Here is a 13,352-nt window from a genome sequence, read left to right as displayed (position 1 = left end):
TGCGTTTCGGGTCAGGGAAAGGGTCGAATTTGCCGGGGAATCAACCGCCAACGGCGCATGCCGCCGGCCACGCAGGAAGCGGCCACCGCGAGCGGCTGCGCCGGCGCCTGCTCGATGGCGGGCCCGAAGCGTTGGCCGACTACGAGGTGCTCGAATACCTGCTCTTCGCCGCCCGCCCACGCGGCGACACCAAGCCGATCGCCAAAGCCCTGCTCGCCCGCTTCGGCTCGCTGGCCGCCGTGCTCAACGCCGACCACAACGCGCTCGCCGATGTCGCAGGCATGGGCGAAGTCAGCGCCGCCGCCCTGAAGATCGTCGCACTGGCCGCCCGCCGCATGGCGCGCAGCGAAGTGCGCCAGCAGCCGGTACTGGGCAGCTGGCAGGCGCTGCTCGACTACCTCGCGATCGACATGGCACACCTGACCGTCGAGCGCGTGCGTGTGCTTTACCTCGACGCGCGCAACCGCCTGATCCTCGACCACCAGGCGCAGGAGGGGACGATCGACGAAGCGGCGATCCACCCGCGGGAAGTGGTCAAGAAGGCGCTCGAGGTCGGGGCGACGGCGCTGATCCTCGTCCACAACCATCCAAGCGGCAATCCCGAACCGAGCCGTGCCGACATCCAGATCACCGCCCGCATCGCCGAGGCGGGGCGATTGCTTGGGATCACCGTCCACGACCACGTGATCGTCGGCCGCGAGGGGCATGTCAGTCTGAAGGCGAAGGGGTTGATCTGAACCCTTTGCGGGCCTAGCCGCCGCGCATCCTTCCCGCACCGGAGTTCTCGATGGTCCCGCGCTATTCCCGCCCCGACATGACCGCGATCTGGGAGCCCGAAGCGAAGTACCGCATCTGGTTCGAGATCGAGGCGCATGCGACCGAGAAGCTCGGCCAACTGGGCGTGGTGCCGAAGAGTGCCGCCAAGGCGCTGTGGGACTGGTGGGGAACCGAGCCGGCGATCGATGTCGCCGCCATCGATGCGATCGAGGCGGTGACCAGGCACGACGTGATCGCTTTCCTTACCTGGGTCTCGCAACAAGTCGGCGACGAAGCGAGGTTCATGCACCAGGGCATGACCAGCTCCGACGTGCTCGACACCACGCTGGCCGTGCAGCTTGCGCGTTCCGCCGATATCCTCCTTGACGACCTCGACCAGCTTCTCGCCGCGCTCAAGCGCCGTGCGCTCGAGTACAAGTTCACCCCGACGATCGGCCGCAGCCACGGCATCCACGCGGAGCCGGTCACGTTCGGGTTCAAGCTCGCCCAGGCCTATGCCGAGTTCTCCCGCTGCCGCGACCGGCTGGTTGCCGCGCGCGCGGAGATCGCCACTTGCGCGATCAGCGGCGCGGTCGGCACGTTCGCCAACATCGACCCGGCGGTCGAGGAGCACGTCGCGCAGGCGCTAGGGCTGGCGGTCGAGCCGATCTCGACCCAGGTCATCCCGCGCGATCGCCACGCGATGTTCTTCGCCACGCTCGGGGTGATCGCCAGCTCGATCGAGCGGCTCGCCGTCGAGGTCCGCCACCTCCAGCGCACCGAAGTGCTCGAGGCCGAGGAATACTTCTCGCCCGGGCAGAAGGGCTCGAGCGCGATGCCGCACAAGCGCAATCCGGTGCTCAGCGAGAACCTGACCGGTCTCGCCCGCGTGGTGCGCGGCGCCGCGGTGCCGGCGATGGAGAACGTCGCCCTGTGGCACGAGCGCGACATCTCCCACTCGTCGGTGGAGCGGTTCATAGGTCCGGACGCCTGCATCACGCTCGACTTCGCGCTGGCGCGGCTAACGGGGCTGATCGACAAGCTGCTCGTCTATCCCGAGCGGATGCAGAAGAACCTCGACCGGATGGGCGGCCTCGTCCATTCGCAGCGCGTGCTGCTGGCGCTCACGCAGGCCGGCGTGAGCCGGGAGGACGCCTACGCCATCGTCCAGCGCAACGCGATGAAGGTGTGGGAGAGCGACGGGCAGCTCTCGCTGCTCGAACTGCTCAAGGCCGACCCGCAGGTCACCGCAGCGCTGAGCGAGGCGGAGATCGAGGACAAGTTCGACCTCGCTTACCACTTCCGACAGATCGACCGCATCTTCGAGCGGGTGTTCGGCGCGAGCTGAGCTGTCGCTCAGAGGTCGGGAAACTGCTTCTGGCACGCTTCGACGCGGTCGAAGACATTGTCCATCATAGCTTTCGTCTCGGCATCGTTCGTCGCCTTGTCGTAAAGGTCGGTCAACTCTTTCTCTTCGCCTTTCTCGACGGCATCGAGCCGGACTCCATCGGCGGGCGTGTTGTGGGTCCACATGGGAGTCAGTTGGGCGGCGGCGTGCACCTCCAGCTCAGCCAGGCCGCGCGCCACGTTCCCCGTGTGCGGATCGAGCGCCTCGATGACCTGTTGCTCGGTCTGGCCGGCCTGGGGCTCGGGCACGATCAATTCATAGGCGATATCGAAATCCACCTTGCAGCGGGTCAGGGCCTCTTGCCGCGGCATGATCTCCGCAGAGGCTGCGAACGGGCAAGCTGCCAACAGCATCGCAATCACGACCTTGCTCATCGTTTTTCCCCCGCCCCACTGACAGGCGACTTTGCACCCGTTAGAGGCTGCTGGCAATCTCGCCTCCAGGTGCCCCGCCAGCGGTGCTTGCCGCCCTTCCCTTCGCCGCGCAATCGCCCTAAGCCGTGGCGAAGAAGAAGGAGGCCGCCATGCAAATCGTCCGCACGATCGTCTGGGTCCTACTGCTCATCGTTCTGCTGATCTTCTCGATCAACAACTGGAACCCCGTCGAGGTGAAGATCTGGGAAGGGCTGGTCCTCGAAACCAAGATCCCCGCACTGGTGGTGGTGTCGTTCCTCCTCGGTCTACTGCCGATGTGGCTGCTGCACCGGATCACCGCCTACGCCGCGCGGCGCAAGATCAACTCGCTCCAAGTGGCGGCGCGCACGGCCGCGGTGACGCCGGTCGCCCCGGCGGTCGATCCCGCGGCCGATCCCGTGATCGCCCCCGAGCACCCGGCGGAGGACCCCGGGCCGCTGAAATCGGAGTAACGGTGGGAAATCCGGTCTATCTTGCCCTCGATGTCCCGCAGCTTGATGCCGCGAAGGCGTTGGCCGAGAAGGTCAAGGCGCATGTCGGCGGCTTCAAGCTCGGGCTCGAATTCTTCTGCGCGCACGGCCACCACGGCGTGCACGAGATTGCCCATGTCGGGCTGCCGATCTTCCTCGACCTGAAGTTCCACGATATTCCCAACACCGTCGCCGGAGCGATGCAGGCGATCCACATGCTCGAACCAGCGATCGTCACCGTTCACGGCAGCGGCGGGCGGGCGATGATGGAGGACGCCAAGGCGGCGGCGGCGAACGGCACCAAAGTCGTCGCCGTGACGATGCTCACCAGCCTCGACGAGCGCGATCTCATGCGCACCGGCGTCGAAGGCAGCGCCCACGACCAGGTCATGCGCCTTGCCGAGCTGGCGCAGGCCGCCGGTCTCGACGGCATCGTCTGCTCCGGCCACGAAGTCCGCGCGGTGCACAAGCAATGGAAGGACGGCTTCTTCGTCGTTCCCGGCCTGCGCATGAACGGCAACCACGGCGACCAGAAGCGCGTTGTCACCCCGCGCCAGGCGCGCGACGATGGCGCCAGCGTGCTGGTCGTCGGCCGGCCGATCAGCCGCGCCGAGGACCCGGTCGAGGCGGCGCGGGCGATCGAAGCCACTCTCTGAAGGCTTCCCTTCGCCGGAGCGCTTCCCTAACTGCACGCCCAATGGCCAACACAGAGATCAAGATCTGCGGGCTCTCCACGCCCGAAACCGTCGACGCCGCGATCGACGCCGGCGCGACGCACATCGGGCTTGTGCATTACGAGCGGAGCCCGCGGCACGTCTCGCTCGACCAGGCCGCGATCCTGCGCCGCCGAGTGCCCCAGCACGTCAAGGTCGTGCTGCTGCTGGTCAGCATGGAGGCGCTGCCGACCGCCCGGGCGCTCGACGCGGTCAAGCCGGACGTGGTGCAGTTCCATGGGCAGGAAACGCCCGAGTGGCTGGCGCTGATCAAGCAGAACACCCCGCTCGAGGTGTGGAAGGCGATCGGCGTGCGCAACGCGGATTCGCTCGCCAGCTCGCTCAAATGGAAGGGCGCGGCGGACAAGGTGCTTTACGATGCCGCCGCGGGCGCGCTGCCCGGCGGCAACGGCTTGGCGCTCGACTGGTCGCTGCTGGCGAACTTCCGCCACGAATTGCCGTGGGGCCTCGCCGGCGGCCTGACGCCGGGCAATGTCGCCGAGGCTATTCGCGTCACCGGCGCCCCGCTCGTCGATGCCTCCAGCGGTCTCGAAAGCGCGCCCGGGGTCAAGGATGTGGACTTGATCCGCGCCTTCTGCAAAGCGGCCCGGCAAGCATGAGCACGCAGCCCAACTCCTTCCGCAACCAGCCCGACGAGCGCGGGCATTTCGGCCAATTCGGCGGCCGCTACGTCGCCGAAACACTGATGCCGCTGATCCTCGAGCTCGAGACGGCCTACCGCGCGGCCAAGGTCGACCCGGCTTTCAAGGCCGAGTTCGAGGATCTGCTCGAGCATTACGTCGGCCGCCCGAGTCCGCTGTACTTCGCCCCGCGCCTGACCGAGGCGCTCGGCGGCGCACAAGTGTGGTTCAAGCGCGACGAGCTCAACCACACCGGCGCGCACAAGATCAACAACTGCATCGGCCAGATCCTGCTGGCGATGCGGATGGGCAAGACGCGGATCATCGCGGAGACCGGCGCCGGCCAGCACGGCGTCGCCACCGCCACCGTGTGCGCGCGCTTCGGCTTGCCGTGCGTGATCTACATGGGCGAGGTCGACGTCGCCCGCCAGCAGCCGAACGTGTTCCGCATGAAGCTGCTCGGCGCCGAAGTGGTCCCGGTGGTCAGCGGCTCGCGCACGCTGAAGGACGCGATGAACGAGGCGCTGCGCGACTGGGTCGCGAACGTCCACGACACTTTCTACATCATCGGCACCGCCGCGGGGCCGCATCCCTATCCCGAGCTGGTGCGCGACTTCCAGAGCGTGATCGGGCGCGAGGCGCGGGCGCAGATGCTCAGCCGCGTCGGCCGACTGCCCGACCTGCTGGTCGCGGCGATCGGCGGCGGTTCGAACGCGATCGGGCTGTTCCACCCGTTCCTCGACGATCCCGAGGTGAAGATGCTCGGCGTCGAGGCGGCCGGCCACGGGCTCGACAAGCAGCACGCGGCGAGCCTCGCCGGCGGCGCCCCGGGCATCCTCCACGGCAACAAGACCTACCTGCTGCAGGACGAGGACGGGCAGATCACCGAGGCACACTCGATCAGCGCCGGGCTCGACTACCCAGGCATCGGCCCCGAGCACGCCTGGCTGAAGGAAAGCGGCCGGGTCGAATACACCTCGGCGACCGATACCGAAGCGCTCGACGCCTTCCAGCTCCTCTGCCGCACCGAAGGCATCATCCCCGCGCTCGAACCGAGCCACGCCATCGCCGCCGTCGCCAAGCGCGCGCCGGGAATGCCGAAGGACGCGATCATCCTCGCCAACTTGTGCGGCCGCGGCGATAAGGACATCTTCACCGTCGCCGAGGCGTTGGGAGTGGAGATGTGAACCCGCGCCTCGCCTCCGCCTTCGCCAAGGGCCGCTCTGCCCTCGTCGCGTTCATCACTGCGGGCGACGGCGACACCGCCGCCAATCTCGACGCGCTCGTCTCCGGCGGCGCGGACGTGATCGAGCTGGGGATGCCGTTCACCGACCCGATGGCCGACGGGCCGGCGATCCAGGCGGCTAACCTGCGCTCGCTCGGCGCCGGCACGACGACGCGCGAAATCCTGATGATCGCCAACGAATTCCGCGAGCGGCATCCGGACGTGCCGCTGGTGCTGATGGGCTATGCCAACCCGATGGTCCGCCGCGGGCCCGAATGGTTCGCCAAGGAGTGCAAGGGCTGCGGCGTCGATGGGGTGATCTGCGTCGACCTCGCGCCCGAGGAGGACCAGGACCTCGGCCCGTACTTGCGCGCCGAGGGAGTCGACCTGATCCGCCTCGCCACGCCGACGACCGACGACGCGCGCCTGCCGACCGTGCTCGATGGCGCGAGCGGGTTCCTCTATTACGTCTCGGTCGCCGGGATCACCGGCAAGCAGCAGGCGGCGACCGCTTCGATCGAACAGGCCGTCGCCCGCCTCAAGCGCGCCACCGACCTGCCAGTCGCGGTCGGCTTCGGCGTGCGCACGCCCGAGCAGGCCCGCGCCATCGCCCGTGTCGCCGATGGCGTGGTCGTCGGCTCGGCGCTGGTCGAGATCGTCGGCAAACACGGCACCGCCGCACCGGAACACCTGCGCGAATACACCGCATCGCTTGCCGAAGCGGTCCATTCCGCCCGCAAGGAGGCCCACGCATGAGCTGGCTCACCCGCGTCCGCAATTCCCTCTCGTTCGGCAGCAAGCGCGAGACCCCCGAAGACTTGTGGGTCAAGTGCCCGAGCTGCAGCGAGATGCTCTTCACCAAGGAATACGAAGAGAACCTCTACGTCTGCCCGCGTTGCGAGCATCACGGCCGAATCGGTGCCGACACGCGCCTCGCCCAGCTTCTCGACGACGGTTACGAGGTGCTTCCCGAGGTCGAGGTGCGCGAGGATCCGCTCAAGTTCCGCGATTCCAAGCGCTACACCGACCGGCTCAAGCAGGCCCGCGCCAAGAACCCTCACGACGACGCCTTCACCGCCGCGTTCGGCACGATCGAGGGCCACCGCGCGGTCGTCGGGGTGCAGGACTTCATGTTCATGGGCGGCTCGATGGGCCAGGCGGTAGGCTCGGCTTTCGTCGCCGCCGCCCAGCGCGCGCTCGACGAGAAATGCGGCATGGTCGTCGTCACCGCCGCCGGCGGGGCGCGAATGCAGGAAGGCATCCTCAGCCTCATGCAGATGCCCCGCGCGACGGTAATGACCCGTAGACTGAAGGAAGCCGGGCTGCCCTACATCGTCGTGCTGACCGACCCGACCACCGGCGGGGTCACCGCCAGTTACGCGATGCTCGGCGACGTGCATATCGCCGAGCCGGGCGCGCTGATCGGCTTTGCCGGGCAGCGGGTGATCCAGGAAACGATCCGCGAGAAGCTGCCCGAAGGCTTCCAGCGCGCCGAGTACCTCCACGAGCACGGCATGGTCGACATGGTCGTGCCCCGCGCCGAGCTTCGCGCGATGCTCGGCACCCTGCTCGGCTATATGGCGCCCGCCCAAGCCGCCGCTTAGATCCGGTGAAAGATTTCGCGACTTCCGACGATCCGCGAGTCCAGGCCCAGCTCGACCGGCTGGCGCGGCTATCGCTGCCGCAGGGCCGCCTCGGGCTCGATACGATCCGCGAGCTGCTGCGGCGCCTCGGCGACCCGCAGAAGCGCCTGCCGCCGACCTTCCATGTCGCCGGGACCAACGGCAAGGGCTCGACCTGTGCCTACCTGCGGGCGATGCTTGAGGCGCACGGGCTCAAGGCCCACGTCGCGATCAAGCCGCACCTCGTCCGCTACAACGAGCGCATCCGGATCGCCGGCGAGCTTATCTCGGACGAATTGCTCGCCGAATTGCTGAAGGAAGTGCTCGACGCCGGCCAGGACCTCGACCCGAGCTTCTTCGAGATCACCACCGCCGCCACCTTCCTCGCCTTCGCGCGCAATCCGGCCGATGCCTGCGTGATCGAGGTCGGGCTCGGCGGGCGGTTCGACGCCACCAATGTGCTCGAGCGCCCGGCGTGCTGCGGCATCGCCACGCTCGGCATCGACCACGAGGCGTTCCTGCTGGTGCCCGAGGAAGGCACCCCGGAGGACCCAATGTGCCGCATCGCCTTCGAGAAGGGCGGCATCGCTCGGCCCGGCTCGCCGCTGGTCACGCAGGCTTATGCCGAGGACGTCGAGCTCGAGATCGAGCGCCGGGCCGGCCTCGCCGGGGCGCCGCTGCACATGCGCGGGCGCGACTGGTGGGCCGAAGTCGGTGAGGCAATTCAATACCGCGACCGCCATGGCGAGCTGACGCTGCCGCTGCCCGCCCTTCCCGGCCGACACCAGGGCGACAACGCGGCGCTGGCGGTGGCGATGCTGCGGCACCAGGACTACGTCGCCGTCTCGCCCGAAGCGATGGCCGAGGGAATCCGTTCGGCGCGCTGGCCCGCGCGGCTGCAACGGCTCGGCGCCGGGCCGCTGACCGCGCTCGCTCCCGGCCACGCGGTGTGGCTCGACGGCGGTCACAACGCCGATGCCGGACTGGCGATCGGCCGTCATTTTGCCGGGGACCGCCTGCACCTGGTCATCGGCATGCTGGCGAACCGTTATCCGGAGGCGATCATCGGCCCGCTCGAAGGGCGGCTGCTGAGCGTCACCGCGGTGCCCATCGAGGGCAGCGACAGCCATGGCGCCGAGGCCTATGGCGAGGCCGCGCGGTGGTCGGACAGCCTCGAAGCAGCCCTGGCTGCGCTGCCCGACGACGGCGCGCCCGTGCTCATCGCCGGCTCGCTCTACCTCGCGGGCAAAGTGCTCGCGGCCAACGGGGAGGTGCCTGACTAACGGTCCGAACCGCTGTGCGAGGTCCCGGCGACCCATTCCTGGGCGGCCCTTTCCTCCTCCTCGCGGACGACCGAAGGCGCCCGCTGGCGGGTTTCGACAAGTACGCGCAGCGGCAAAGGCGCTTCGAAGGTCAGGCCGAAGTGCTTGCCGTCGCTCCACGCGGCGGACCCGAAAACCTCGAAATTGAGCCAGGTGAGGACGCATTCCTTGAAGGGGCCCGCCTGGCTCAGGATCAGGTGCGCGCCGCCTTGCGACAAGTCCATCAGGCGAACCCGCTGGCGGCCGTCGAGCGTCTCCAACTGGGCAGATATGCCCAGCTTAAGGCGGGGAAAGGCCCGATCGACGCGAGGGTCCGTCATGATGCCGTTTCTATAGCATCCTGGTTAGGGGGGATTATGCATAATGCCCCAACATGGGGTTAAATTAACCCTAGGCCGGCGCGAGCGCCAGGCGCTCTTGGCGCGAAACCCGAACCCATTCGAACAGCACGAAAAGGACCGACAGCGAAGCCGTGGCCGCGGTCCATTCGAACACCGTCGCGTAACCGTAAGTGTCGATCGCCTCGCCGGTGATCCCGCGGCCGAGCGTGCCGACGAGCGAGACCAGCGACCCGAGCAGCGCGTACTGCACCGCCGCGTACTGCTTGCTGACGATGCTAGAGACGTAAGCCATCCAGGCGGTGAGCGCGAGGCCGGTGCTGACGTTCTCGTAGCTGATCGCCAGCAGCAGCCGCATCATCCGCTCGTCGCTACCGAAAGCCTGCGCCAGCGCATCGAGCCGCAAGAGGTGCGAGAACGCGTCGATCCTCGGGCTGCCGTAAGCGAGGTCGGCATAGAGCAGGTTGCCGAGCGGCGGCAGGATCGCCCCGAGCAGCACGGTCGGGAACCGGCCGATCCGCGCGAACAGGTATCCGCCGAGGCCGATCCCGAGCATGGTCATGATGATGCCGAAGATCTTCGAGGCGAAGGCGACCTCGTCCTTCGTGTACTTCAGCTCCTCGAGGTAGAACGGATAGGCGAAGCTCGCCCAGATGTTGTAGCAAAGGGCGTATGTCAGGATGAAGCCGATCACGATGATCACGCCCCAGCCGAGCCGCCCCGACAGCTCGCGCAAGGGCGCGACGAGCGCGGAGTAGAGGTGATTGGCGAACGTGCGGCCAGCGCCGCGATCGGCGTCGGGTTCGGTCAGCACCGCCTTCCCGTTATTGACCAGCCAGTTGGTCACCGCGGCGACCACCAGCGGCAGGAACACCGTCGCGACGATGATCCACGGGCCGTAGGCCTTGGTGAAATCCCCCACCGAGGGCGGCGGCGTGCCGGCGGGCGTGGTCAGCATGGCGGCCATGAACCGGATCACAGTCACGATCGCCCAGCCCCAGCCGAGGCCAACCACCGCGAGCGCGGCGAGGCGCGCGGTGGGCGACAAGGCGCCGGGCTGCGCCAGCGCCGCGTACATCGCGGTTCGCTCGGGCCGCTCGCTGTCGGGCGCGCGAAGAGTGAGGAACGCGACGAGGACGATCAGCGCCGCCATGATCAGGTAGACGCTGGGCCAGCTCATCCGCGCGGCCAGGACCAGCGCCACGGCTCCGCCGACGATCGACGCCGTGCGATAACCGAACTGGGTCAGCGCCGAGAGCAGCTCGATCGGGTTGTCCTCGTCGGCCTGGTCGATGCGCCAGGCGTCGATGGCGATGTCCTGCGTCGCCGAAGCGAGTGCGGCGATGAACGCGAACAGCGCGAACGTGCCGATCGCTTGCGTCGGGCTGGTCAGCGCAAGCCCGCCGAAGCCGAGCACGACCACCGTTTGGCACAGCAGGATCCAGCTCTTGCGCCGCCCGAGCCGGTCGAGCCCAGGCAGCGGAAAGCGATCGACCAGCGGCGACCAGAGGAACTTGAACGAATAGCTGAGGCCGATCCACGACAGCACGCCGATGGTGGCGAGGTTGATGCCGACCTCGCCGAGCCAGGCGTTGAGCGTGCCGACCAGCAGCGCGAAGGGCAGCCCCGAGGAAAAGCCCAGCCCGAGCATGGTGGCCGACTTGCGCGTCTGAAGCGCGCGGGCGAGCAGCTTGAAGCCCTTCGGACGAACTGCGGCCGGGTTGGCCTGTTGCGCACTCGATGCCATGCGTTCGCGTCTCCCTGCGGTTCCACCCTAGCGTGCAAACTCGGCGAAGCTAGGGGTCTGGACGCTCGCTCCACCGTCCGGCTTTGACCGCGGCCGCTTCACCGCTATGGCGCAGCCATGCCCGATACCCCCAGACCCGAAGGTGAACGGATCGCCAAGCTGCTCGCCCGCGCCGGCGTTGCCAGCCGCCGCGAGGTCGAACGGATGATCGCCGACGGGCGGGTGGCGCTTAACGGCACGAAGCTCGAAACGCCGGCGACGATCCTGCCGAGCCTGCGCGGCGTGACGGTCGACGGCAAACCGGTCGGCGCGGCGGACAGGGCTCGGCTGTTTCGGTTCCACAAGCCCTCGGGCCTGCTCACCGCCGAGCGCGACCCCAAGGGTCGCCCGACAATCTACGACGCGCTGCGCAACGCGCTGCCGAAGGGCACGCCGCGCCTGATGCCGGTTGGCCGCCTCGACCTCAACACCGAGGGGCTCCTGCTGCTGACCAACGACGGCGAGCTCAAGCGGGCGATGGAACTGCCGGCCAATGCCGTGCCGCGTACTTATCGCGCGCGGACTTATGGCGAGGTCAGCCAAGCGCGGCTCGAAAGCCTGATGGACGGGATCGTCATCGAAGGCATGCGCTACGGCCCGATCGACGCCAATCTCGAGCGCCGCACGGGGCGCAACCAGTGGATCGAGCTGACGCTGACCGAAGGCAAGAACCGCGAAGTACGCCGTGTGCTCGAGCATCTCGGCCTCGAGGTCTCGCGACTGCTGCGCACGGCTTACGGGCCTTTCGCGCTCAGCGACCTGTCGCGCGGCGCGGCCGACGAGGTCAGGAAGCACGAGCTCGAGCGCTTCAGGAGCAGCCTGCGAAAGGGCGCCGCTGAATGAGGATCGTCGCCGGCGAGTGGCGCCGCCGTCCGCTCAAGGCTCCGCCAGGCGAAGCGACGCGGCCGACCGCGGACCGAACCCGCGAAACGCTGTTCAACATGCTCACCAGCCGTCTCGGCAGTTTCGAAGGCCTGGCCGTGGCGGACCTGTTCGCCGGCTCGGGCGCGCTGGGACTGGAGGCGCTGTCGCGCGGCGTCGCCAGCTGCCTGTTCGTCGAGCAGGATCCGGCGGCGATTCGGGCGCTGAGGGCGAACGTGGCTGCCTTGCGAGCGCAGGATCGCTGCACGGTTCAGGCTGGCTCTGTGCTCGCGTTGGGGCCCGCCAGGCAAGCCTACGATCTGCTGCTACTCGACCCGCCCTACCGCAGCGGCGCGGGGGCGGTCGCACTCGATCGGATGGTGCGGCTCGGCTGGATCGGCGAAGGCAGCTGGGTTGCGCTCGAAACGGCGAAGGACGAGCCCGCCCAGGTCAAGTCGCTGGAGATCGAATCCGAGCGCACCGTCGGCGCCGCGCGGATTACGTTGCTGCGACTGCCGGCCGCCCCACGGTAACGCCGAGCAGCGTCACCAGGCCCGCCGCGCTCAGGAACAACCCGACGAGCGAGATGCCCCCAGCCGCGCTCAGCATCTGCGCGGCGATCGGCGCCACGGCTCCGCCGAGGATCCCGCCGACATTGAAGGCGACGGACATGCCGGTGTAGCGCACAGTCACCGGGAACAGCCGCGGCATCCAACCGCCGAGCGGCCCGTAGACGAACCCCATCACCATGAGCCCGCCGGCCAGCGTCGTGAAGACCAGCGCAAGCGAGCCTCCCGCCAGCGCCGGGCCGAAGACCAACCCGAGCAGCACCGTCGCCGCCGCGCCCCAGGCCAGCATGCGCCGGGGGCTGGTCCGATCCGAACCGATCGCCGCGAGGACGATCCCCACGGCGAGAAACAGGTTGGCGGCCAGTTGCAGCGCCAGCATGGTCTCGCGCGATACCCCGCGCGCGGAGGTCATGTGACTGAGCGCAAAGGCCGTCGAGAGGTAGAAGATCGCGAACGCCGAGACGACCGCCGCGCAAGCGGCGAGCGTCGGCGCCCAATGGTGACGGAGCACCACGCCAAGCGGCACCAGCGGCGGCGGCGCCTTCTCGAGCGCGTCGCGGTAAGCAGGCGTCTCGCCGATCCGCAGCCGCACCCACAGCCCGACCCCGACCAGCAGCGCCGAGAGCAGGAACGGCACGCGCCACCCCCAGGCGTTGAAGTCCGCATCGCTCAGCCAGAGCCCCAGCAGCAGGAACAACCCATTCGCGGTCAGGAAGCCGACCGGCGCGCCCAGTTGCGGAGCCGAACCGAAGCGCGATTCCCACCCTTTCGGAGCGTTTTCGACCGCCAGCAGCGTCGCACCGCCCCATTCCCCGCCGAGCCCGAACCCCTGGCCGAAGCGCAGGACGCACAGCAGCAGCGGCGCGACCCATCCAACCATCGCGTAAGTCGGCAGGAAGGCGATCAGCAGCGTCGATACGCCCATCAGCAGCAGCGAGGCGACCAATGTCGACTTTCGCCCCAGCCGGTCGCCGAAATGGCCGAAGGCGATCGCGCCGACAGGCCGTGCGACGAAGGCGAGGCCGAAGCTCATGAAGCTCAGCAGTTGTTGTGCGGTGGCGCTTTCGGAAGGGAAGAACAGCGGTCCGAACACCAGCGCGGCGGCGGTGGCGTAGACGTAGAAATCGTAGAACTCGACCGCGGTACCGACCAGCGAAGCGGCCAATACCCGGCGATGTTCGCGAAGTGGTGACATGTGCCCTCCCGTACCCGAGGGAGAGGTAGCAGG

At 68.3% G+C, this 13,352-nt stretch carries 15 protein-coding genes; 11 read left to right on the top strand and 4 right to left on the bottom strand.

All coding sequences use genetic code 11. The annotated features are described in order from the left end of the window. Nucleotides 1-29 precede the first annotated feature (29 nt). Together radC and purB are read left to right on the top strand one after the other, a co-directional pair. Entirely contained in the window at nt 30-737 is a 708-nt protein-coding gene (gene radC / locus G7B69_RS01600) for a RadC family protein (RefSeq protein ID WP_243414983.1), read from the top strand. Nucleotides 738-787: 50 nt separating this feature from the next. After that, the gene (purB, locus tag G7B69_RS01595) at nt 788-2,104 is read left to right on the top strand and encodes an adenylosuccinate lyase (RefSeq protein WP_166175357.1); all 1,317 of its coding nucleotides are present in this window, start codon (nt 788-790) and stop codon (nt 2,102-2,104) included. 8 nt (nt 2,105-2,112) lie between these two features. On the opposite strand, the gene G7B69_RS01590 is transcribed toward purB, so the two are convergent. Continuing rightward, the gene (locus G7B69_RS01590; protein WP_166175355.1) at nt 2,113-2,538 is read right to left on the bottom strand and encodes a hypothetical protein; all 426 of its coding nucleotides are present in this window, start codon (nt 2,536-2,538) and stop codon (nt 2,113-2,115) included. Between the two features lie 125 nt (nt 2,539-2,663). On the opposite strand from G7B69_RS01590, the gene G7B69_RS01585 reads away from it, so the two are divergent. Genes G7B69_RS01585 through G7B69_RS01555 form a run of 7 tightly spaced genes read left to right on the top strand, consistent with a single transcriptional unit; the run spans nt 2,664 to nt 8,531 of the window. Further along, nucleotides 2,664-3,029 (top strand): hypothetical protein, encoded by a 366-nt coding sequence (locus tag G7B69_RS01585; protein WP_166175353.1) that lies wholly within the window; start codon nt 2,664-2,666, stop codon nt 3,027-3,029. A 2-nt stretch (nt 3,030-3,031) separates the two neighbouring features. Then, nucleotides 3,032-3,703, top strand: a complete 672-nt coding sequence (gene pyrF, locus G7B69_RS01580; protein ID WP_166175351.1) for an orotidine-5'-phosphate decarboxylase — start codon at nt 3,032-3,034, stop codon at nt 3,701-3,703. Nucleotides 3,704-3,744: 41 nt separating this feature from the next. Continuing rightward, nucleotides 3,745-4,380 (top strand): phosphoribosylanthranilate isomerase, encoded by a 636-nt coding sequence (locus G7B69_RS01575; RefSeq protein WP_166175349.1) that lies wholly within the window; start codon nt 3,745-3,747, stop codon nt 4,378-4,380. Further along, nucleotides 4,377-5,588 carry a tryptophan synthase subunit beta gene (gene trpB / locus G7B69_RS01570; RefSeq protein ID WP_166175347.1) on the top strand — a complete coding sequence of 404 codons (1,212 nt, stop codon included), beginning with the start codon at nt 4,377-4,379 and terminating at the stop codon, nt 5,586-5,588. Before G7B69_RS01575 ends, trpB begins: the two co-directional genes overlap by 4 nt. After that, complete coding sequence (trpA, locus tag G7B69_RS01565) at nt 5,585-6,382, top strand: tryptophan synthase subunit alpha (protein ID WP_166175345.1); 798 nt, start codon at nt 5,585-5,587, stop codon at nt 6,380-6,382. Before trpB ends, trpA begins: the two co-directional genes overlap by 4 nt. After that, on the top strand, nt 6,379-7,230 hold the full coding sequence (accD, locus tag G7B69_RS01560; protein WP_166175343.1) for an acetyl-CoA carboxylase, carboxyltransferase subunit beta: 852 nt from the start codon (nt 6,379-6,381) through the stop codon (nt 7,228-7,230). The genes trpA and accD overlap by 4 nt, the downstream gene beginning before the upstream one ends. Before the next feature lie 5 nt (nt 7,231-7,235). Further along, nucleotides 7,236-8,531 carry a bifunctional folylpolyglutamate synthase/dihydrofolate synthase gene (locus G7B69_RS01555; RefSeq protein ID WP_166175341.1) on the top strand — a complete coding sequence of 432 codons (1,296 nt, stop codon included), beginning with the start codon at nt 7,236-7,238 and terminating at the stop codon, nt 8,529-8,531. Here G7B69_RS01555 and G7B69_RS01550 read toward each other — a convergent pair. After that, nucleotides 8,528-8,890, bottom strand: a complete 363-nt coding sequence (locus G7B69_RS01550; RefSeq protein ID WP_166175339.1) for a PilZ domain-containing protein — start codon at nt 8,888-8,890, stop codon at nt 8,528-8,530. The genes G7B69_RS01555 and G7B69_RS01550 overlap by 4 nt on opposite strands. Nucleotides 8,891-8,960: 70 nt before the next feature. Further along, nucleotides 8,961-10,655: an AmpG family muropeptide MFS transporter gene (locus tag G7B69_RS01545; RefSeq protein ID WP_243414982.1), complete on the bottom strand. Its 1,695-nt coding sequence runs from the start codon at nt 10,653-10,655 to the stop codon at nt 8,961-8,963. Between the two features lie 117 nt (nt 10,656-10,772). Here G7B69_RS01545 and G7B69_RS01540 point away from each other — a divergent pair, with 117 nt between their 5' ends. Then, complete coding sequence (locus G7B69_RS01540) at nt 10,773-11,537, top strand: pseudouridine synthase (protein WP_166175337.1); 765 nt, start codon at nt 10,773-10,775, stop codon at nt 11,535-11,537. After that, nucleotides 11,534-12,088 (top strand): 16S rRNA (guanine(966)-N(2))-methyltransferase RsmD, encoded by a 555-nt coding sequence (rsmD, locus tag G7B69_RS01535; protein ID WP_166175335.1) that lies wholly within the window; start codon nt 11,534-11,536, stop codon nt 12,086-12,088. The genes G7B69_RS01540 and rsmD overlap by 4 nt, the downstream gene beginning before the upstream one ends. Here the strand turns inward: rsmD and G7B69_RS01530 are convergent. Then, nucleotides 12,054-13,319, bottom strand: coding sequence for an MFS transporter (locus tag G7B69_RS01530; RefSeq protein ID WP_166175333.1), 1,266 nt, complete (start codon nt 13,317-13,319; stop codon nt 12,054-12,056). The genes rsmD and G7B69_RS01530 overlap by 35 nt on opposite strands. Nucleotides 13,320-13,352 lie beyond the last annotated feature (33 nt).

The sequence above is a fragment of the Croceibacterium segetis genome, from assembly GCF_011320115.1.
GTDB classification, from domain to species: domain Bacteria; phylum Pseudomonadota; class Alphaproteobacteria; order Sphingomonadales; family Sphingomonadaceae; genus Croceibacterium_B; species Croceibacterium_B segetis.
Note: the sequence above shows the minus strand (reverse complement) of the source record. Positions and strands in the feature narration are given on the sequence as shown.

Bases quoted from the DNA above. Each gene is read 5' to 3' on its own strand.
- purB (WP_166175357.1), top strand. From the start codon at position 788: ATGGTCCCGCGCTATTCCCGCCCCGACATGACCGCGATCTGGGAGCCC.
- G7B69_RS01590 (WP_166175355.1), bottom strand. From the start codon at position 2,538: ATGAGCAAGGTCGTGATTGCGATGCTGTTGGCAGCTTGCCCGTTCGCA.
- G7B69_RS01575 (WP_166175349.1), top strand. From the start codon at position 3,745: ATGGCCAACACAGAGATCAAGATCTGCGGGCTCTCCACGCCCGAAACC.
- trpB (WP_166175347.1), top strand. From the start codon at position 4,377: ATGAGCACGCAGCCCAACTCCTTCCGCAACCAGCCCGACGAGCGCGGG.
- accD (WP_166175343.1), top strand. From the start codon at position 6,379: ATGAGCTGGCTCACCCGCGTCCGCAATTCCCTCTCGTTCGGCAGCAAG.
- G7B69_RS01550 (WP_166175339.1), bottom strand. From the start codon at position 8,890: ATGACGGACCCTCGCGTCGATCGGGCCTTTCCCCGCCTTAAGCTGGGC.
- G7B69_RS01545 (WP_243414982.1), bottom strand. From the start codon at position 10,655: ATGGCATCGAGTGCGCAACAGGCCAACCCGGCCGCAGTTCGTCCGAAG.
- G7B69_RS01540 (WP_166175337.1), top strand. From the start codon at position 10,773: ATGCCCGATACCCCCAGACCCGAAGGTGAACGGATCGCCAAGCTGCTC.
- rsmD (WP_166175335.1), top strand. From the start codon at position 11,534: ATGAGGATCGTCGCCGGCGAGTGGCGCCGCCGTCCGCTCAAGGCTCCG.
- G7B69_RS01530 (WP_166175333.1), bottom strand. From the start codon at position 13,319: ATGTCACCACTTCGCGAACATCGCCGGGTATTGGCCGCTTCGCTGGTC.